At 32.3% G+C, this 20,181-nt stretch carries 20 protein-coding genes; 4 read left to right on the forward strand and 16 right to left on the reverse strand.

Translation table 11 applies throughout. The features are described 5' to 3' along the window. Positions 1-31 precede the first annotated feature (31 nt). The 8 genes from AAGD20_RS03470 to AAGD20_RS03505 all read right to left on the reverse strand — a co-directional run bounded on the left by AAGD20_RS03470 (position 32) and on the right by AAGD20_RS03505 (position 8,326). Positions 32-1,348, reverse strand: a complete 1,317-nt coding sequence (locus tag AAGD20_RS03470; RefSeq protein WP_341749393.1) for a hypothetical protein — start codon at positions 1,346-1,348, stop codon at positions 32-34. Positions 1,349-1,818: 470 nt separating this feature from the next. Next, entirely contained in the window at positions 1,819-2,469 is a 651-nt protein-coding gene (gene fsa / locus AAGD20_RS03475; RefSeq protein ID WP_341749394.1) for a fructose-6-phosphate aldolase, read from the reverse strand. Further along, positions 2,470-3,342, reverse strand: coding sequence for a ParB/RepB/Spo0J family partition protein (locus tag AAGD20_RS03480; protein WP_250311630.1), 873 nt, complete (start codon positions 3,340-3,342; stop codon positions 2,470-2,472). Then, entirely contained in the window at positions 3,339-4,103 is a 765-nt protein-coding gene (locus AAGD20_RS03485; protein WP_341749395.1) for a ParA family protein, read from the reverse strand. The genes AAGD20_RS03480 and AAGD20_RS03485 overlap by 4 nt, the downstream gene beginning before the upstream one ends. Continuing rightward, positions 4,078-4,677: a 16S rRNA (guanine(527)-N(7))-methyltransferase RsmG gene (rsmG, locus tag AAGD20_RS03490; RefSeq protein WP_094648981.1), complete on the reverse strand. Its 600-nt coding sequence runs from the start codon at positions 4,675-4,677 to the stop codon at positions 4,078-4,080. The genes AAGD20_RS03485 and rsmG overlap by 26 nt, the downstream gene beginning before the upstream one ends. Further along, positions 4,677-6,527 (reverse strand): tRNA uridine-5-carboxymethylaminomethyl(34) synthesis enzyme MnmG, encoded by a 1,851-nt coding sequence (gene mnmG, locus AAGD20_RS03495; RefSeq protein WP_341749440.1) that lies wholly within the window; start codon positions 6,525-6,527, stop codon positions 4,677-4,679. The genes rsmG and mnmG overlap by 1 nt, the downstream gene beginning before the upstream one ends. 7 nt (positions 6,528-6,534) lie before the next feature. Then, positions 6,535-6,957, reverse strand: coding sequence for a nucleoside-diphosphate kinase (ndk, locus tag AAGD20_RS03500; protein WP_094648980.1), 423 nt, complete (start codon positions 6,955-6,957; stop codon positions 6,535-6,537). 88 nt (positions 6,958-7,045) lie between these two features. Beyond that, the gene (locus tag AAGD20_RS03505; RefSeq protein WP_341749396.1) at positions 7,046-8,326 is read right to left on the reverse strand and encodes an MFS transporter; all 1,281 of its coding nucleotides are present in this window, start codon (positions 8,324-8,326) and stop codon (positions 7,046-7,048) included. Positions 8,327-8,493: 167 nt separating this feature from the next. Here AAGD20_RS03505 and AAGD20_RS03510 point away from each other — a divergent pair, with 167 nt between their 5' ends. Then, positions 8,494-8,673 (forward strand): DUF2706 domain-containing protein, encoded by a 180-nt coding sequence (locus AAGD20_RS03510; protein WP_250311635.1) that lies wholly within the window; start codon positions 8,494-8,496, stop codon positions 8,671-8,673. A 4-nt stretch (positions 8,674-8,677) separates the two neighbouring features. Continuing rightward, the gene (locus AAGD20_RS03515; RefSeq protein WP_341749441.1) at positions 8,678-9,355 is read left to right on the forward strand and encodes a ComF family protein; all 678 of its coding nucleotides are present in this window, start codon (positions 8,678-8,680) and stop codon (positions 9,353-9,355) included. 366 nt (positions 9,356-9,721) lie between these two features. Here the strand turns inward: AAGD20_RS03515 and AAGD20_RS03520 are convergent, their stop codons facing one another. Next, on the reverse strand, positions 9,722-10,864 hold the full coding sequence (locus AAGD20_RS03520) for a penicillin-binding protein activator (protein ID WP_341749397.1): 1,143 nt from the start codon (positions 10,862-10,864) through the stop codon (positions 9,722-9,724). Between the two features lie 49 nt (positions 10,865-10,913). Here AAGD20_RS03520 and rsmI point away from each other — a divergent pair, with 49 nt between their 5' ends. Next, on the forward strand, positions 10,914-11,768 hold the full coding sequence (gene rsmI / locus AAGD20_RS03525) for a 16S rRNA (cytidine(1402)-2'-O)-methyltransferase (RefSeq protein WP_341749398.1): 855 nt from the start codon (positions 10,914-10,916) through the stop codon (positions 11,766-11,768). Here rsmI and AAGD20_RS03530 read toward each other — a convergent pair. Next, complete coding sequence (locus AAGD20_RS03530) at positions 11,649-12,293, reverse strand: hypothetical protein (RefSeq protein WP_341749399.1); 645 nt, start codon at positions 12,291-12,293, stop codon at positions 11,649-11,651. The genes rsmI and AAGD20_RS03530 overlap by 120 nt on opposite strands. Positions 12,294-12,298: 5 nt before the next feature. Here AAGD20_RS03530 and AAGD20_RS03535 point away from each other — a divergent pair, with 5 nt between their 5' ends. Continuing rightward, a complete protein-coding gene (locus AAGD20_RS03535; RefSeq protein WP_341749400.1) occupies positions 12,299-12,556 on the forward strand; it encodes a palindromic element RPE2 domain-containing protein in 258 nt (85 codons plus the stop codon). Here the strand turns inward: AAGD20_RS03535 and AAGD20_RS03540 are convergent. The 6 genes from AAGD20_RS03540 to AAGD20_RS03565 all read right to left on the reverse strand — a co-directional run bounded on the left by AAGD20_RS03540 (position 12,494) and on the right by AAGD20_RS03565 (position 20,142). Then, positions 12,494-13,060 carry a hypothetical protein gene (locus AAGD20_RS03540; protein WP_341749401.1) on the reverse strand — a complete coding sequence of 189 codons (567 nt, stop codon included), beginning with the start codon at positions 13,058-13,060 and terminating at the stop codon, positions 12,494-12,496. The genes AAGD20_RS03535 and AAGD20_RS03540 overlap by 63 nt on opposite strands. A 253-nt stretch (positions 13,061-13,313) precedes the next feature. Then, positions 13,314-14,063 (reverse strand): hypothetical protein, encoded by a 750-nt coding sequence (locus AAGD20_RS03545; RefSeq protein ID WP_341749402.1) that lies wholly within the window; start codon positions 14,061-14,063, stop codon positions 13,314-13,316. A gap of 39 nt (positions 14,064-14,102) precedes the next feature. Further along, positions 14,103-17,861 (reverse strand): hypothetical protein, encoded by a 3,759-nt coding sequence (locus AAGD20_RS03550; protein ID WP_341749403.1) that lies wholly within the window; start codon positions 17,859-17,861, stop codon positions 14,103-14,105. Positions 17,862-18,249: 388 nt separating this feature from the next. After that, positions 18,250-18,819 (reverse strand): hypothetical protein, encoded by a 570-nt coding sequence (locus AAGD20_RS03555; protein WP_341749404.1) that lies wholly within the window; start codon positions 18,817-18,819, stop codon positions 18,250-18,252. Between the two features lie 59 nt (positions 18,820-18,878). Then, positions 18,879-19,196 (reverse strand): hypothetical protein, encoded by a 318-nt coding sequence (locus tag AAGD20_RS03560; RefSeq protein WP_341749405.1) that lies wholly within the window; start codon positions 19,194-19,196, stop codon positions 18,879-18,881. Then, complete coding sequence (locus tag AAGD20_RS03565; RefSeq protein WP_341749321.1) at positions 19,159-20,142, reverse strand: phage capsid protein; 984 nt, start codon at positions 20,140-20,142, stop codon at positions 19,159-19,161. The genes AAGD20_RS03560 and AAGD20_RS03565 overlap by 38 nt, the downstream gene beginning before the upstream one ends. Positions 20,143-20,181 lie beyond the last annotated feature (39 nt).

Here is a 20,181-nt window from a genome sequence, read left to right on the forward strand (position 1 = left end):
TCAAGCAACCTAAACTATTATAAAACCCCTGTCAAGTGGTTTTATCATATAATAAATATTCAGCAATAAACTTGGATGGGTTTTTTATTGGATCTAATATTTTCTTAAATTCTTTTCTGTTACATGGTGATTCAAATAAATTGTATTTTATTTTGCATTTTATTTTCTTAAAATAACTATTCTTTTCTTCTTTTTCGTGGAAAGGCGAATAATTATTTTGCCTAATATCATCTATATATCTTCTTATATCATTTGGATTATATGCTAAATAAATATATTTTTTTAATTCGCGTGATAATTTATTACTATTAAACTCATTATTCCAACCATTGCTTAAGTAAATTATAGGCTTATCTGCTACAACTACCTCTGCAAGAGCAGAAGTTCCATCACTTATTACAATATCTGCAGAAATTATATCATTTACTAAAGAAGTGTTGGTACTATCAGAAATAGTAACATTTTGTAAGCTTCTAAACTTTATAAAAATTTGATTAATTTCTTCTTGGGTTAAAAATCCTAAGTTAGTAGTAGAAAAAAATAAATGTTGATGAGGTCTTATAATAAAATTTATATTTGGATTTTGTAGTGCATAATTATAAAAAAAATAATGATAATTCAAGAAAGTTGAGCCACCTTCAAATAGGTCTCTATATTGAAAGGATAGCTGCCACCTTGGTAACCATAAAATAGTTTCTGGAGCCTTTTTAGAGCTAGTGATAATACCTTCTCTAACTTCTTTATAAGTTTGATATCCTGAAACAATAATACGATCTTTTGGAAAGCCATATTTTTTAATATAAATATCTTTTGTACTTTCTGAATCAACAAATACTAAATCCATAATATTTGGTAATTTTTTATCATTTATGTGATCTTGATGAAAAATGTGAGGACCATAAGGAATATATACTATCTTTTTTGCAATTTTTTTAAGAGTTGAATTGATAAAGTAAGGATCTAAAATTGAATCATTGTAAATATTATAAGGGTTCTGGATAAAAATATAATCTGGTTTATATGATTCAATAGTTTCGCATTTTGTATAAGGTTCTATCTTTCCGCAAGGATATAGTACATCATTATTATCAAATTTTGCTGTAAACTTCATATCTATATTTACGTTATAGCATCGATTATATAATGGAATAGCAACAATTTTTACATCATGCCCTGTTTCTTTCATTGCTTTATATAGGGTATATACTCCTTTGCCACCATTAGTTTCTGTATGTACTATAAACATTATTTTTTTAGGAGTTGGAAGCTTATTTTTTCCAAATAATGCAAAAAATATTATTGAAATTATGCTAAAAAAGACAATAGATAGTAAGAATTTTGTTTTCATACAAGATTAAGTAATTATTATAATATCCTGCAATAAACAAGGCTGTTCAAAAATCGGACTGTAAGCTTTATATTATAGCATTATAATTTATAAATACTATTTAATTTATTACCCACATCTTTTTTATGGTAGTTTAATAAGTTGTGGGAAAATAGCCAATGTCATTGCGAGGAAGTGCAAAGTCCGAACAAGGCAATCAATTTTGGTTACTTTTTTGGATCAACTATGTTTCGCAATAAAAATTTAAATAAATTTAGTTTAAATTTTTATTGCTTCTTGCACATGACAGCAACAATTCTGCTATAGCTATTTGCTTCATACATTTACAATATATTTATTGTAATGTATACCTATTTTTAAACTTTTTTGAATTTATAATTGCTGCTTACAATCTAGTTAACTTGACAATTGGTAAAGTTTGCAAAAATATATTTACCTAAATGTTTAGGTTATACAAGTATATGATTTTCTTAAATTTTTAACCCCGATTTAGTCCAATCCTTATTAAAAATCTCTAAACCTGAATCTGTTAGTGGATGATTTAATAATTGCTTAATAATTTTACCAGACATTGTCGCAACATCAGCCTTATACATAGCAGCTTGATAAACATGGTTAGGGCTTCTTATAGATGCAGCAAGGATTTTTGTTTGATACTGATAATTATCGTATACTTGTCTTATATCACTTATTAAACTAATACCATTTTGACCTATATCATCAAGTCTACCGATAAAAGGTGATATATAAGATGCTCCAGCTTTTGCAGCGATAAGTGCCTGATTAACAGAAAAGCATAAGGTCATATTCACTTTTTTTCCTTTACCTACAAAATATTGGCACGCCTTAATACCGTCCCATGTCATAGGTAACTTAATCGCAATATTACTGGATATTTCTAAAATTTTATTACCTTGATTAATCATAGTATCAACATCATTAGCAACCACTTCAACGCTAACATCAGAAGTTATTATCTTACATATTTCTGCAATAGTTGATACAAAGTCGTATTTTGTCTTAGACATCAAGGAAGGATTAGTAGTTATGCCATCAATTATACCTAATTGGTTAATCTCATCAATTTCTTTAATATCAGCACTATCTAGAAAAATTTGCATTTAATTTAACCTCGATAAAATTGAATCAAGTTCTTCTAAATTACTATAGTGAAATATCAATTTCCCACCAATTGGGTAATCTTCAATAGTTACTTTTATATTAAATCTTTCTGACAATGATTTAGCTAATAATTGTAAATCATTCTCTTTACTACTCTCTTTTAGAAGACCTCTCCCTATACGTTTATCATGTTCTGGGGTTTTTGTATATTCATTTTTAGACCAATTTCTTACTATATCTTCAGTTTGACGAACACTTAAATCATTCTCAATAATATGATTAGCTATTACCTCAGCTTGCTGGTGATTAATTAGACATCTTGCATGTCCCATAGTTAAAAGCCCCTCATTTATTTTATCTTTGATAGATTGTGGTAACTGATTTAGTCTTAATAAATTAGCTATATGACTACGGCTCTTGCTAACTTTTTCTGCTAATTGCTCTTGTGTATAACCAAACTCTTTTATTAATCTCTCAAATCCTTCCGATTCTTCTATAACAGATAATTCCTCTCTTTGAATATTTTCAATTAGAGCTATTTCTATAATTTCTTTATCTCCTATATCTTTTATAATAGCAGGAATATCAGTAAGCTTAGCCACCTTACAAGCACGCCAACGTCTCTCACCAGCTATAATTTTATATTTCCCATCACTGACTGAGCTAACAATAATTGGTTGTAACAAACCATTATTACTTATGGAATCGGCTAATTCTTTTATTTTATCATATTCAAACTTTTTTCTTGGTTGATTATTCCTAGCTTCAATTTTATCAATATCTATAATTTTTACTAACTCATCCTTCTCTACAGTAAAAACTTCTTCTCCAAGCAAAGCTGATAATCCTTTGCCTAAATTTTTATTTTTCATATATTTCTACCTAAAATCTCTTTTGTAAGTTCTATATAAGCAATAGAGCCAGTACATTTATGATCGTAGATAATTGCTGGTTGACCGTGAGATGGTGCTTCAGATAGTTTTACATTCCGTGGAATAACTGTCTTAAATACCAATCCTCCTAAGCATTTTCTAACATCATTCTCTACTTGCTCAGTTAATCGATTGCGTTTATCATACATAGTAAATAAAATGCCGGCAATTTTTATTTTAGGGTTTAAATTCTTTTCTACAATTTCAATTGTTTTTAGCAAATGACTTAATCCTTCTAATGAATAAAAATCACATTGCATAGGGATTAATACATAGTCACAAGCCACTAATGCATTAACTGTCAATAAGTTAAGAGAAGGAGGGCAATCTATAATAATGTACTCATATTTATTGACTAATTTATTTAACAAATTTGATAATAAATATTCACGCTTTTGTATACTTAATAAATCTATCTCAGCACCTGATAAATTAGTGTTAGCTGTAATTATTTGTAAATTTGGAATATTCGTTTGTATTATGGCTTCTTCAATCGTTTTTGAACCAATTAGTACCTGATAAATAGTAACTTTTCTATCCTGTTGGCTTATACCAAAACCAGTGCTACTATTTCCCTGAGGATCTAAATCTATTACCAAAATCTTTTTACCCATTACAGATAAAGCTGTCGACAAATTTACAGTAGTTGTGCTTTTTGCAACTCCACCTTTTTGGTTAACTACCGCAACTATTTTTGTCATATATGTTACTAATTTCTAAAATCTTACTATTATTAGAAGTCTCACTATCATATATAGAATGACAAAAAGACCATCTCTTTTTAGCAATCTCAATTTCTTGTTGATACTTCTCACCTTTAAATAATAAATACTTATTTCTTACATTAATATGTTTAGTATAAGCCAATATTTTATCTAACTGAGTACAAGCTCTAGAAGTTAATATATCACAATCTAATTTAACACTTTCTATTCGTTGATTAACCACATTAATTTTATTACTAGAAATTTTGGAAGCTTGCAATAAAAAAACAGATTTTCTTACATCAGACTCTACTAAAGTAACATTCTTTATCCCGGCAATAGACAAAACTATTCCTGGAAATCCACCACCTGAACCAACATCTATTAAATGAATATTTTGGTCATTTATGTACTTCATTAGTTGTAAAGAATCTAAGATATGTCTCACCCAAAAATCATTCTTGGTATTACAAGAAACGAGATTAATAGCTTTATTCCATTTCAACGTTAATGATTGATACTTCTCAAGAGCTTCTAATACTTCACGTGAAACACTACTATAATTATACATTAATGTCTATATTTTGTTTTTATATAAACTATAATTGCTATTAAAGCAGCTGGAGTAACCCCAGATATTCTTCTAGCTGCACCAATAGTAGCTGGTTTGTGATACTGGAGTTTTTCCCTTACTTCTGTAGACAAGCTGGGTATTTTGAAGTAATCAATATCATCATCTAATAATTCTAGCTCTTCTTCTTTAAATAATTGAATATCTGCATTTTGTCTAGTCAAATAAGAAGAATATTTTGATTCAATACAAAGATAATGAAGAATTTTTTTATTTAATGAAATAAGCTCTGGAAAGATTTCTATCGTTTTATCAACACCAAAATTTGGTAATCCTAGTAAATCAAAGGCTGTTTTATATGAACCATCTTGTGCGATAGAGACGCCCAGGTTGGCTAATTTAGTAGTTGTTAAAGAGATAGTTTTTACAATGTTTTCTACCTTATGAATATCGTCACATTTCTTACTAAAAACTTCTTTACGTAAATTAGATATAATACCAATATCTATAGCCATTTGAGTTAGTCTTAAATCTGCATTATCTGCCCTAACCGAAAGTCTATATTCAGATCTAGAAGTAAACATTCTATAAGGCTCTATTGTACCAAGAGTGATTAAATCATCAATCATAACACCAATATAGGCATCTGCTCTAGTCAAAATAAAATTTGATTGATTTTTTAGTGATAAGGCTGCATTAATGCCAGCCATAATTCCTTGCCCCGCGGCTTCTTCATAGCCAGTGGTGCCATTAATTTGACCAGCAAAATACAATCCCTTAATTTTTTTCGTTTCTAACGTTATTTTTAACTCTCTAGGATCAACATAATCATATTCTATTGCATATCCTGGTTTTAACATAGTGGCATTTTTAAGACCAGGAATTGTTTTTAGCAATGCTAATTGTATATCTTCAGGTAATGATGTAGATATGCCATTTGGGTATATAGTATGGTCGTCCAAGCCTTCAGGTTCTAAAAATATTTGATGACTTGCTTTAGAGAATCTAGTAACCTTATCTTCAATGGATGGACAATATCTTGGTCCTATACTCTTGATTTGTCCAGAATACATAGCTGACTTATCTAAGTTATTCCTAATAATTTCATGAGTTTGTTCAGTTGTTCTAGTAACGAAACAATTTATTTGCTTTATCTTAACAGAAGTTGTGAGTTCGGAAAAAGGGCGTGGCACAGCATCTCCAGCCTGCACCTCTATTTCGTTATAATCAATTGTTCTTCCATCTATTCTTGGAGGAGTACCAGTTTTTAACCTACCAAGAGCAAAGCCGAAAGATTTTAGTGCGTTAGATAAACCGTATGACGGCTTTTCACCTATTCTACCCGATGGAATTTTTTTATCTCCTATGTGAATGAGTCCGGATAAAAATGTACCGGTAGTTAATATAACTTTTTGACATTCAATTCTAGTACCATCATCTAAGGTTAATGCTTTTACTTCAGAGTTGTGTATCTCAATATTTTCTACAGATGCACATAAAATTGTCAAATTTGGATGATTTATCAAGGCATTATACATAGCTTTTTTATAAAGCTTTCTATCAGCTTGAGCTCTTGGTCCCCAAACTGCTGGACCTTTGCTTTCATTAAGCATCTTATAATGGATACCAGCTTGATCTATAATTTTACCCATGAGTCCATCAAGAGCGTCTATCTCTTTTACTAAAGTACCTTTTGCTACCCCACCTATTGCAGGATTGCAAGACATTTCACCAAGATTATCTAGTTTTAAAGTAATTAAAAGAGTATCCATGCCAAGACGTGCAGCAGCCGAAGCTGCCTCACAACCAGCATGACCACCGCCAATAACTACAACGCTATACTTCATAATCATTGTGTTATTCTACAATTTCTTTTTCAGCAAAGAAAAATCTCACTTCTCTTTCAGCACTTTCTAAAGTATCAGAACCATGTATACTATTTTCCTCAATATTTTTTGCAAAATCTTTTCTAATAGTACCTAATTCAGCATCATTTGGATTAGTAGCTCCCATTATTTTACGATTTTGTAAAACAGCATTTTCTCCTTTAAGAACCTGCAAAACAACCGGACCGGAAGTAATAGACTCTATTAAACTATTAAAAAATGCTCTTGATTTATGTTCTGCATAAAAAATTTCTGCTTGATCTCTAGTTAAAATAGTCATTTTTTGAGCTACTATTTTTAGCCCATTATTTTCTAAGTAAGAATTAATTTTACCAATTAGATTTCTTTTCGTAGCATCTGGCTTAATCATTGAAAACGTATATTCTTGAGTCACAGTAAACCTTTATTAATTTATTATTAACATTTATATAAATTTATATATTTTTGGCAAGTAAATTCTGATAGTACAGTTAGGTAACATGTTATGCAGTTCTTCTAGAGCTATAATTCCAAGTTAAGGAAAGAATTATTGCTCCCAAGAAAGCGGACAGGCTAAAAAATAAAAAAACACCATTCCAACCTAAGTTATCAGAAATCCAACCAACACATACGCCAGCCAGTGCAGCACCAAGATAACCAAATAAACCTGAAAGACCATTAGCTGTACCAACGGCTTGTTTATTAGTAAAATCTGCTGTAGCAACACCTATTAATACTTGTGGTCCAGATACAAAAAAACCAACCAAAGCAAGAGTAATAATACTAAATATTTCATACTCATTTGGCATTTGCCAAAATAAAATAATAGTAAAAGCTAAAGCAAACATAAATACTGAACCAACTGGTCCACGTCGTCCCTGAAATATTTTATCTGACATCCATCCAGCAACAATACCACCAGTTAAACCTAAAATGTCATAAGAAGCAACTTGCCAACCAGCTTGAGCAATAGTAATGTTTTTTAGCTCGCACAAAAACACAGGAGCCCAAAAAATTATACCTGAACGCACAATATAAATAAACATGTTGGCAAAACACACATACCACATTAATCTATTACAAAATACAATTTTTATTAATTGAGTTGTTAATAAATTATCACTATCAAGAGATATATCACATTCTTTGTACTCTTCCACTATAGGTAAATTAACCTCACTGGGAGAATTACGTAATCTATTGAATAGAAATAATGATACTAATAATGCAATTATTCCAGGAATTATAAACGCTGCTTTCCAACCGTAAGCATCTATTAAATAACCACATACTATCATAGTGATTGCTCCGCCAATTTGATTAGAAGTGGCTCCTAGAGACCATTTCATTCCTAATTCCTTAGAAGCGTACCAATAAGTTAACATACGTGTTGCAGGTGGCCAACCCATAGATTGAAACCAATTATTCATAATCCATAAAATACCAAGAGATGTTATGCTTGAAGCAAAACCTGATAACAATGTTACAACACCTACACATATAAGACCAATTACCATAAATATACGAGCATTTGATCTATCACTTAAGAATCCATTACATAACTTTCCTATACCATAAAATATAGAGGCAGTTGTTAAAATCCAACCAAGTTGAGTTTTGGTTACATCAAAATGCTCCATTAAAGCAGGCATTACAATATTAAAATTCTGACGACAAAGTATGAATGTCGAGTAACCAACAATTATCGAATATAAAATTCTAATACGCCAACTATTATACTTTTTTGCATAAGGGGGTCTTTCTTTAAAGGGTATATTTGCCATCACTGCCTTGATTTATCAATTTTGCATTATATATCCTTGTCAAGAAAAATACTACAAGCTATTATGTTTTTTATATCTAAAACTTATTTTTCATCAAATATACTTGAGATATATTGCAAACTAGGATAACTTACCTATAAACTCTAAAATTATTTTAAATGACAATTATGACAAAATTATTAAGATTTCTTCTGCCTTTTGTTGTGTTATTGCAATTATTATCATGTACCTCTAGTCCTCCTTATGAGATTAAAAGTCCTTGTGTATCTATTGAATCAACAGATCCGTCTGGTATTAGAAACCCATGTGTTCGTAGACCAGTAAATTTAACCATTGACATCGCTTAAAGATTTGCTTCATTACGTACACAAAATCAGTAGACTTTATGATTATCTTATAGATTACATCTTACCAGCAAGATGCTTGTCTTGTATCGAAATGACTGAAACTAAAGAGGATTTTTGTCAAAATTGTTGGAAAAAACTTGATTTTATTACAAAACCCTACTGTATTATTTGTGGTAGTAGATTAGATATATCAATTTTAGATAATATGTGTTGTGCAAAATGCTTTCAACATAAACCTTGTTATGATAAATCTCGTAGTCTAATTAAATTTAATGAGCATAGCAAAAAAATAATTCATGCCTTTAAATACCAGGATAAAACTATTCTTGCTAAAACTTTTAGTAAATTATTTTATACACACTATAATAGTGAAATTCAAGACATTGACTTAATTATTCCAGTTCCCATGAATAGGTTCAAGAGGTTGTTTAGAATGTATAATCCTGCTTTGATTCTAGCCTTAGAAATTAGCAAATTAGCAAGAAAGTCGTTTAGTCCGGATGTATTAATTAAGTCAAAATGGACTAAATCTCAAACATTTTTATCTAAAAAAGAACGAGAAAAAAACTTATCAAATAGCCTTATACTCAATAAAAAATATCAGATTATAGGTCAAAAAATATTATTAGTAGATGATGTATTGACCCTGGAACTACAGTTAACAAATGCGCTAAAATCTTAAAAGATTCTGGAGCTGAATGTGTTTATGTTATGACAATTGCCATGACATAAATAGCATACCCTACAATTTTTTATTTATTTCCTTATGATGAGTAAAAAAGCTGACTGCTAAGCGTTATTGCGAGGAGCTGCTTTAGTAGCGACGAAGCAATCCATGAGAATTAGTATAAATATATCAAGACTATATGGATTGCTTCGGAGGCTCACGCCTTCTCGCAATGATGTTTTTATGCTGTTTAATACTTATATAATAAAAATTGTAGGGTACTAAGGTGGCTCGCTAATAGACGACTTTTCTACTTTCATTTTCTTAAACTGACGCTTATGCGTCGCTCCTGTTAGCCAATTCTCCTGAATTGACTATACATTAAAAATTGTCAGCACTTTTTGAAATAGTGCTATACAAGCCATTTTCTTTCTTAATTATATCGTACTCTCTTTGGGCTATTGAATCGATAAAGTGAATATTACCTGATATACCAATATATGGAGCTGTACTATTCAACGCTGCTAAAAATCGTTCTTCCGTAAAGTTAGTATCTATATATTTTGATGTTATTTTTCCTAAATCATAAGCCACAGCGTGCATGAAAGATAAATGATTAATGCCTATATTTTTAGCTCTCTCTATTATATTACTATTTACAATATTTAATGAACCAGTAAAGATAATATCCACCGGTTCAGAATAATCAATATTTATTCTGTTATCGCCTATTATAATTGCTTTTTTATCTAAATTATGCTTATGAATACTATCAAAAAGCAAATTTAGATTTTTACCATCATCCGACAGATAAATTACAGGTTTAGTTTCTGTATCCTCCATTTCATTTAAATTATCAACAGTATTTGAGACAGTTAACACCGCTTTTTCTATTGATTCTGGTATATTAGCATAAAATTCACTCCGCACTAAGGTAGAATTTTTCTGAATTAATATATTTTGAATAAGTTGATTTGTTGTTTGTGCATGACGCCCTGAAGGTAGCAGGGCAATAAAATTTTTATAATCATTATCTGCAAAGTAATTAATTATTTTTGTAAGCTGCTTTGATGGAGCATGCCCAAATACCAAAAGTTTCTGGTCTGCCAATACAGGATTATTAGACATGGTAATTATAAAAATGTTATGCGTTTTAGCTTTATTGGTAATTAGAGAAGTAAGGTTTGAATATAATGACCCTAGAATAATTTTTGTTTTACGAGCTAATATTTTATCCATTGCAGCAAGTACCTGCTGCTCATTAGAGCCATCATAAGAAGTGACATGGACATAAGTTTTTAAACCATCTTCTAGACCCATTTTAATTAATTGGTTATATTGTCTACCTAATGTAGAATTTTCTCCCGTTAGAGGCATTAAAATTGCCACTTCTAGAGTTTCTTGCACAACTTCTTTCGTTGTAGGAGTAACAATAGCCTCTTTATTAGATTGGCAAGAAAATAAAGAGACAAGACATATAAATGATAAGGTGATATTTAAAAATTTTTGCTTTATACTGTTCATAATACTTACTTTATCTTAATTAGGGATAATTGGCAATTGGGGTTAAATCATGATCTTTAAACCAGGACTATATATTGTTTCAACACCTATTGGTAACTTAGATGATATAACATTTCGGGCTTTAGAAGCACTAAAAAACTCTACAGTAATACTGTGCGAGGATACCAGAATATCAAAAAAATTACTAGTAAAACATAATATAAAGACCAAGTTACAAGTATATAATGATCATAGTGATAACCAGTCAAGAGAGATTATCTGCAAGCTCATTGATAATGGAGCAATAGTCAGCCTAATATCTGATGCTGGAACACCGTTAATTTCTGACCCTGGTTATAAACTAGTTAGGCAGTTGAGAAAACTTAATTATCACATAGATGTTATACCTGGCGTTTCTGCATTAACCACCGCTATACCCATTTCTGGATTACCATCAGATCGTTTTTTATTTGCTGGATTCTTACCAAAAACCATTGAAGGTAAAAAGAAGATTTTCATAGAATTAGCTAGCATAAAAGCAACTTTGATTTTTTTTGAAACTGCTAGCAGAATAGAGCAATCGTTACATACGGCTCTTGCTATTTTTGGTAATAGAGAAATATGTATAGCACGTGAACTTACTAAATTGCACCAAGAAGTAAAGTCAGGATTAATAGAAAACGTTATAAATTTCTATAAACAGAATATTATCAAAGGGGAAATAGTATTGCTAATTTCCGGTGTTTCTGAAGAGGATAATGCAGCTAATCTAGCAGATGACTTAGAAAAATTTATACATTTGTACTTATCTAAAGGATGGAGTGCCAAAAGTATTACAGATACGGCTAATGAAAATTTCAGCAAAAGCTACAGCAAGAAAGAAATATATGCTATAGTGAATAAAATAAAGAGCTTGAGTGAATAATTCCATAGCTATTATGCTATCTTGTAAATTACTAATATAAAGTTCAGGATTATCATAAGTAGCAATCTTAAACTTTTCGATAGCTTCAATTGCTAAATGGTTACGTTTACCATCAATCAGCTTGGCTTCTGTATGGCTGATATGTCCAGCTAAAGATATTTTATACTCATTAATCTTGGCTTGCAACATCCGCCTAGTCAATGGGTTCTTGGCTTGTTGCAAATAATCGATAGCTCGCTTATCATATTTGCCTAAAAAATACTCGATGAACGGTTTGTTATTTTCTGAAAAATCCGGATGAAATTCATCAAATTGCGTTAAGCAACCAAAACCACCAGTTTTGTTATCACTGACTACCTCAATATTACTCTGTGATTGATGCAAATGCGTAGTAGTATCTTTAATAAAGTCTGCCCATAAATTAGGCATTTCTACACTGGCATCTTTCTCCAGTTTACGTATCAAATACCCTTTAGCTTCTTCATTAATCTTCTGACTTATCCCAGCTATAACTTGCCATTTCATCTTATTTGGTCACTTTTTTATTAAACTTCCTATATATAGTCAATTCAGGAGAATTTGGGGCTAGGAGCGATGGAGCGACGCCTATAAGTAATAGGCGAGCGACGAGCGACAACGTCCCCAACTTCTCATCAATTGACTATAACAGATTTTTATCATCCACTAATAGCTATTGCCATTATTTTTGCAGTATTCTTATTTTTTTACTTCTCTGTTGTCCCTTCATTAATTCTTGCTATCCTAGCCAGATCAGATACCCCGCTTAAAACCGTACCAAGATTTTGCCAAGGTGAAGCTGACCTAATCGAACCAATATTACGGTTAATTGCTTCCTTGTTTAAATCAATCATTGCCGTATTTAAGTTTGATCTTGGTCTTTGGTGAAAATGTTCAGCTTCTACGCTTCTTGCCTTCATCTCATCCATATAAGCCATATGCCGTAGCAACAAGCCAGCTGAATCAGTGCCAGTGATACCAATACCAGTTTTCAGGATATTATAGCCCAATTGTTGGCGATTATATAACTGCTCCTGCCTCAGCATATCAACATGATAACTTGATATTGCTCCATATTCCGCAGTTCTTTCGATTAGTTGTTGACGGTCAAACCTGACATTCTCTTGTTGCTGTCTTAATAAATGCTGCTGCTCATATAAAGATTGCTTGGTTTTCTCTTTATTACTCCTGAGTTGAGCATAAGTATTAAACAAAGAGGCTCCCGTAGCAAATATACTTGCCCCGCTCGAGAAAAAATTTAGGAGATCAAACATTGGTATTTTTTACCGTTTAAAGATTTTTAGCTATTTAATTTGTTGCAAAAATATGTTATACTATAACTAGTATCAGTTGTGTAATGTGCCGAAAAATCTGCCTAACTGGGGGCATTTTTAGCAGTCGATTCTTTCGAAGAATAGGGCATTATCCGATTGGTACTTGGACTGGGGAACTCGGTTGGCGTTATGACCCCTATATTACTAGGGGTCTCTCGCTTTAAGGAAAAAAAGAAAGAGCTTCTTCTTTTCACTAATTCGTAGATAAGAATTCATTCACTGATACTTGCAATTCTCCTATGATCTCTGTTACCAATTCATTGTTTTCTAGTGGAGTAGGTGATTGGTTCCATTTCCAATATGGATAATAGGGAACCAAACGATCTAAATTTTCCCTTCCGTCTACCTTACCAGCTTTGTCACCAGACATCAAAATAATTAACTCAGTATCAACAAAATATTTATCACACTGAAAATAAACTTCCCCTGGAATGATTATATTTGTTATCTCATTGCAATCTTGGGCTAAAATGGCTATTTTAAAGCTATCTTCTAGCAATTCTTTTTTCCCTTCTTCTTTAGCCCAGTTACATAAAACAGAAAGAAAAGAAGCTAAACCTCTTCCCATTTGAGTATATTCTACAATAACAGTTTGTTGCCCTGCTTTAAAGGAGTCAATAATAGAATCTGGATCCATATTAATGGATTTCAAGTAAACGCGGTAGTTTGCTTCATTGCCCTTGTCTATTGTGAATTCTTTCTTAAATTCCTGCTCTAACTCCGATTTTTTGTAAAACTTACCTGAAAAGGCTATATAATCAAATATTGCCTCTGAATGATGGCTAGCTTTAACTAATAATTCTTCTGCCTTTACAAACCATGCTGGACTTTGTCCCAAAGAAAAAATCCTGCTATTGGGGTAAGATTCAGTAATTTTATTAGCTATTTCTACTATATTATTAAAATTTTCTGGTTTATCATACCAATTAACTTGTTTAGACATAAGAACCTCCTTTAAAGTGTTGCTTCTATAGTACTAATTTCATTGTATACCTCCTTTATAATTTGGCAAGATTTTTGCCTTAGCATAGATTTTTAATATACTAACAGGATAAGGTTTATCGACCTTAAAAGTCACATCAATATCAGTTTTAATTTCCCCGTGCATAATGAAATTTATCCAACCTGATTGATAGGGAGTGGTAAATAAGTCACACACCTCTTTAGTAGCTGTTGATGTTGTTAAATATTTCTTATCATTAACCAATCTAATCAATGCATCACTATCTACATATCTACTGTTAATATGTTGCCGATTTATTTGCCCATTATCAAGCCTTTCTTCAATATAACCACCTTTACTATTAAAGACCTTCAAGCCAAGTTCTGCATCTTTTTTCGGAGCATGTTCTACTTCATCTGGGAATATCAAGGGGAAAGTCTGTAATATCGAAGAATAAGGAAAACCTACCGACAAATGTCTTACCGGATGTTTTAGCTTAATCAGCTCATTATCGATAATTCGTAAATCATGTAATTCTTCATCACCAATAATAGACACAGCTATTTTCTGAAAGATTGGTAATATAGTGGCAATATTCATTTGTTGGAATGATGGTAGGCAGTTACGAGCTATACTACTTAGTTCATAACCGCCAATATCAGGAAATAGTTTTTTAAAAACTGGAAAGTATCTTTTTGATAAAAGTAAATATTTCTCTAATTTTATGCTCTTCTCATCTTCAAGAATATCTTTCAGTAAAGCTGGATGAAAGCTCGGCATAATTAACTGACAATACTCAATAATGTTTCGCTGCAAATAAGCTAGCCCTTCTTTGAGTTCTTGCATTTGCTCAAATATTTTACCCGCTAGTGGATCAGTATAATCTTCTTCGCTATATACCGACGCTCTAGAGGACGATAATAGACTTCCTGGATAACTCAATCTAGTTGGTGATTTTGTCGTCGAAACTCGCCTTCGTTGCTCACGTACGTCTATGTACGCTGCGGTACTCGGCTTCGTTTCTCCTAAAAATCCCTCAACTATCTCTGACTTATCCAGGAAGTCTAATGAGGAGTCGCACTCTCTTGCCATTACCGGTGCCATTCTGTCGGCTACTTCATCTACAACATTATCGATAGTTTGACTAAAACTATCAGACAAAATATATTCCCGAACATTTTTACTTAATGGTTTATCGAGTATGATACTTCTTAGACAAACAACTATTTCTTCTCGCCTCTTAAAATTGGTTAGCTCATTAATCTTGTTGTCATTATGTATTTGTTGTAATTTATCGATTAATTGATTGGTAATAGTTGATAATTTATCGTTTATTTGTTGCTTGTTAGTATGTTGATCAAATCCAGTAATTTGCTGGCTAATTAATTGTTTGCTTTGCTCACCAAATATATATTTAGTCAGTTCTGGATGAGCAATATTTAGCAATTCTGGGTAAAAATCCACTCCAGTTTTGGCAAAAAACTTTTTTAAATTAACTAGCAGTCCGGATTTTTTATCATTATCCTGCTGGGCATAATATAGCAATATTTTCTTATTGATATGGCTAACTGCTGATCGCATTTCTTGTATTTCTCTACTTATTTCAAACTGTAGATCGATATTCTGCTTGGCAGTTGCCATAATGTCTTGTACCGTACCAGCAATGAACTTGATTAGCTCGGTATTTAGCTTTTTTATTTGCAAACAAATAGTTGGACGGAAAGAAAAAGCACTATTAGGTAGATATTCCATCAAGCCACCATCTCTTAAAATAGCTGGTACATCATCTTCATTTAGTCCTTCCACCGCTTCAATAATATCCCCACCAAGCCGCTCACCATCATATAATAATTGCTCGATTGTCACAAAGCTTTCAGGATTATTTAAAAAGAAATTATCTAATTCTGCATAAATACGCGAAAATATTCGATGATAGGCAAAAGATATCGCCAAAATATTCATAATCTTAGGCAAATAATTTTGATAATATTTTTGTAAAAAGCTTTCTATCTCGGTTCTATGTTCATCATAATTAGCAACTAGCTTGTTTTTGTATTTAAAAGAATTACCAACATTATCTAACTTAAGTCTCAAGATAGTTTCTGCTTGAGCTTGTACAATATGCTCTAATTTGGTTATATCACCTCTAAACTCATAAGCACTATCGTCCTTTAATGTTTGTATCATTGACCGATAAGCCGCATTCTCTCCAGGCTGTTGGATATTTACATGACAATCCGCATAAACGGCTTTATCGGTTACAAAATGCTTAGCGGAAAAATAACGAGTTTGCAGCACTTCCAGATATTCCTTGCTACTTACACCAGTATCATCACTTCTCCTAACATGCAGATATAACATATCGGCACTTTCAGCATAGATTGGCGTGATGCCTAATACTTGACCATTACCACCTAGCCAATGTTGCGACCAACCCATAATTTTTAAATCATGTGAATAGATAAAACTAGCAAAAGAGCCATTTTTTAACACTGCCACTATCATTGAAAAGGGACTATTACAGCCGACAATTTGTCTAATGCCACCAGCAAATATATGCTCAGCATAGGCAGTGATGTCTGATATCTGAAAACCACCTTTTTCTTGTGAATAATACAAACTATTAATTTTACAACCATTACCTTCAACAAAAAAGATGGTCTTACCGATTATTACTGGTTTCAGTGGTGATATTGGTAGCTCAATCTCTTTATGGATTTTGACAAATTCTCCCTTAGCTCGATCTCCTTCTTTGACTAAATAGATGCCATCACTAGTGCCTAATAATAATTCATCGGCAAAAGGCACCGACCATAAGACATTATCAAAAGTTGAGGAGGAGAAAGTTGCCGAAAAAGCACTTAAAGGATTACGAGCCTCTAACAGGGTTCTATATGCCATCCTAAAATCACTAAAATCACCCTTATAGCTTGCCCAAATTGAATGAATATTTTTATTGACTCCAAAGCACCATAACCGGTTTTCAAAAGTAACCACTGAAGTACAATATAATTTCTCCTGCTGTGCTTGGTAGATGGGAGATTGATTAGTATATGATAAACTTGCTGCTCGCTGGTAAAGGTCTTTTAGTGTATCGTTAATTTTATCTACTTCCGCTCCATAGATTACTTCATTAAAAGGTTTTTGTATTTTATTATATCCGGTTTGCCCTACAGTAAAATAATTAACTTGGCATTTCAGTGGTTCAATAATAAACATCTTCTCTTTACCAGGGAAATTGCTGGCTAGCTCATAGCTGCTACTAGAGGCTATCTCGGCTCTTTCACCATATTCTACCTGTCTCTTTCTTGCCTGCTCTTCAATATGTTGGTAAAATTGCTCAATAACTTGCGGGTCAATGGAGAATTTAAAGATTGGTCTCTTATCACCAAAGGAGATATAAGCAATTCCTTGAAATACTACATAAGAAAAATCCTTAGGACGAAAATGAAAATTTTGCCCCTCATCCTGTATAACTTTACTAGTTAACAACAATTCCCCACCAACAAAGAATAAGCAACGAGTCTCTAGCTGATGCGATTCAAAAACCAGCAAGTAAGATAATTTCCTTGAGAACATCACTGCTGCCATTTTCTTTGGCACATTATCGCTGAACAAATGAACAAATTGTGTACCATGTCTACGCATAATACCACCTGACGGCAGTAGCATGAAGTTAATCAACTTTTTAACGCCATTCTGATATAATGCCAGCTCAGTTCTGCCCTCAATGGTTGGCGTTAACTCACCACCTGAAAAGTTATTTTTTTGTGAGTAAACAAATTGTTCTTGTTGCATATTGCTAACATGGTTAGAATGAATCTAAGAAGTAGAGTATAATAAAATTTTGAGAGATTTAAAATATTAGGTTATTATGAAAATATATGATCAAACCCTTTCTGGGTTAGCTATGTATTATAAAAAAGCTAGCAATATATGGACTGAAATTGTTAGCGTATTGGACTACAGCTTTGGGTGAAATACTCTATCGCCTTGTTTGTTGCCCTTTTATTATCGTATAGCTAACCCAGAAAGGATTTAATCATAACAGTTCTATTTCTTGATAGTTTCTTTTTAGAGTCTATATCCAGAATAACCTATATTTCAAATATTTCAAAGTTTTATTATACTCTACTTCTTGGATTAATTATGTTATTTATGTCTAACATAATTTGATTTTTAAATATTACACTTCGCCGGAATTAATCAGATTATAATCAACCGCGTAAATCCTTCTTGTTTCTTCTAGTTTGATTAAATATTGTTTCTTTAGTCCATCAGCAAACAAACTATCTGAATACATAGCAAATGATACTTGTGAGGCTAACGATAAAGCCGCTAATAACTTAAAGCTAGCAGGCACTTGTTGCCAAATAGTCGTATCGTTATTTAGTAAATTATCAACAATATTTCTGCTGTAGTAAAACAGCGAGGTAAGTTTACCGCCCTTAAAGTAAATCTTACCTGCCTCCGTATAAAATTGTAGATTAGACGGTACTATTACTGCACATTTAATACAATCGTCAATATCTGGTATTTCGGTGAAGTTATGTCTATTAGCTTTGTTAGCTTCAATATTATCAACTCTCCGTAAAGCAAATGACCATTTAACCATTAATATAGTATCTTCAATAGCAGGGTTAACAAATTCCTCACATAATTCCTCGGCTTTTGATACTCTAACACCACCAATGCTACTAATACTAACATTTGATCCAAGTAACACTACTGCCTTCTTGATAATTTCATATTTCACAATTACACTCAGCTACAAATAATACAAATTTTTCATGCATAAATTTTGTAGTTAGACATCTACGCCTCACCACCACCGCCGACTGGTCTTCTTGCAACAGCCGTTTGTGGCATAGCTAAATTATTATTAGCAATTACTGTTAAATCATTATCTTCAATATTCTCTGTATTATCACTATTCCGACATTGATTGCCAAACATCTGCCATGGCATTGTTATGCTATGCACACCTCTTTTGTAATGCACCGTCTCTATTGCTTTCCATAATTCACCATGATGATTGTTACGATCGTAATTCTCTAAACATTTAATTACTACTACTGCTTGTTCATTATCACGGCTAGCTAAAGGCTTCACTGTAATATAACACCTTGGCATAATGATATTGTACTAGCTCTTCAATGCCCTTCTTGTTAGAACCACTGACCGTGTTAAATCTTATAGCTCCTTCATTAAAGGCATAGCAATCCCTAACAGCATATCTAGATTGATTCCCCTCCCCAGTATTATCATATATACCACCCAGCATCTCGCTAGTAATAAAGGTAAATCCTAAGAAACTATTAACTTCACCACTTACTAAAGCTCTAACGTTATTATAGTCATAATTAGTAATTTGCGGGTCACGTAACAAGTCTGAGATTTGGTTACTTGAACACAGCAAGTATAATTTATCATACATACCAAAAGAGCGTTTTTTTAAGATATGATGAGCTTTTATTAATTTATCAACAGTTAGCCCGGCTCTTTTCGAGTCAATGACCCCTTTATTAGCAGCAACCGCAACTTGAGCATTTAAGGTAAAATTAGTATCAGTAACCTTAATTCCTACTGGTACCACATTATTAGCTACGTCGAAGTTAATTACATTGCTACCTGTCCTTCCTGCTCGAACTGGACTAGCAAAAGCACTAATAATTACTCTATCTTGTTGTCTACCCATAGCCCAACCTGCCATTTTAGGAAAATGTGAAGTGGGATCGGTTAGTAGGTTCAACTTATCATTTCTATCCATAGTAGCGTTCCAATGATAGGCAGAAGCAGTCAAAAACCGTCTTGAAATAGTTGGTATCTTAAATTCTATTTGTTCTAATCTACCAGGGTCTCCAGCATCAGTATAATGTCCATGTAAATGATCTTCAGGATCAATTGCCCGTCGATTCCTACTCTCGACCTCATGGGTAGTCATTGACTCAAAACTAATTACCTCTGTATCCTGCGTACCATTAGTAACGCATTTTCGTAGTTTAGAGCCTTCTTGCTGAGTAATTAAGCTGATATTTTTGGCAAATTGTTCTTTAAGACCGTCTGTTATTTGTTCCATATTTCCTCCTCAAATAATCTATCAATATTTAAAGTGCGA

This window comes from Candidatus Tisiphia endosymbiont of Sialis lutaria, from assembly GCF_964026535.1.
Taxonomy (GTDB): domain Bacteria; phylum Pseudomonadota; class Alphaproteobacteria; order Rickettsiales; family Rickettsiaceae; genus Tisiphia.

Coding starts and splice junctions, on each gene's coding strand:
- AAGD20_RS03480 (WP_250311630.1), bottom strand. CDS start 3,342: ATGAAAAATAAAAATTTAGGCAAAGGATTATCAGCTTTGCTTGGAGAA.
- rsmI (WP_341749398.1), top strand. CDS start 10,914: ATGATCTTTAAACCAGGACTATATATTGTTTCAACACCTATTGGTAAC.
- AAGD20_RS03510 (WP_250311635.1), top strand. CDS start 8,494: ATGACAAAATTATTAAGATTTCTTCTGCCTTTTGTTGTGTTATTGCAA.
- fsa (WP_341749394.1), bottom strand. CDS start 2,469: ATGCAAATTTTTCTAGATAGTGCTGATATTAAAGAAATTGATGAGATT.
- AAGD20_RS03530 (WP_341749399.1), bottom strand. CDS start 12,293: ATGAAATGGCAAGTTATAGCTGGGATAAGTCAGAAGATTAATGAAGAA.
- AAGD20_RS03520 (WP_341749397.1), bottom strand. CDS start 10,864: ATGAACAGTATAAAGCAAAAATTTTTAAATATCACCTTATCATTTATA.
- AAGD20_RS03545 (WP_341749402.1), bottom strand. CDS start 14,063: ATGTCTAAACAAGTTAATTGGTATGATAAACCAGAAAATTTTAATAAT.
- AAGD20_RS03550 (WP_341749403.1), bottom strand. CDS start 17,861: ATGCAACAAGAACAATTTGTTTACTCACAAAAAAATAACTTTTCAGGT.
- AAGD20_RS03540 (WP_341749401.1), bottom strand. CDS start 13,060: ATGTTTGATCTCCTAAATTTTTTCTCGAGCGGGGCAAGTATATTTGCT.
- AAGD20_RS03470 (WP_341749393.1), bottom strand. CDS start 1,348: ATGAAAACAAAATTCTTACTATCTATTGTCTTTTTTAGCATAATTTCA.
- AAGD20_RS03485 (WP_341749395.1), bottom strand. CDS start 4,103: ATGACAAAAATAGTTGCGGTAGTTAACCAAAAAGGTGGAGTTGCAAAA.
- AAGD20_RS03560 (WP_341749405.1), bottom strand. CDS start 19,196: ATGCCAAGGTGTTATATTACAGTGAAGCCTTTAGCTAGCCGTGATAAT.
- rsmG (WP_094648981.1), bottom strand. CDS start 4,677: ATGTATAATTATAGTAGTGTTTCACGTGAAGTATTAGAAGCTCTTGAG.
- AAGD20_RS03505 (WP_341749396.1), bottom strand. CDS start 8,326: ATGGCAAATATACCCTTTAAAGAAAGACCCCCTTATGCAAAAAAGTAT.
- AAGD20_RS03565 (WP_341749321.1), bottom strand. CDS start 20,142: ATGGAACAAATAACAGACGGTCTTAAAGAACAATTTGCCAAAAATATC.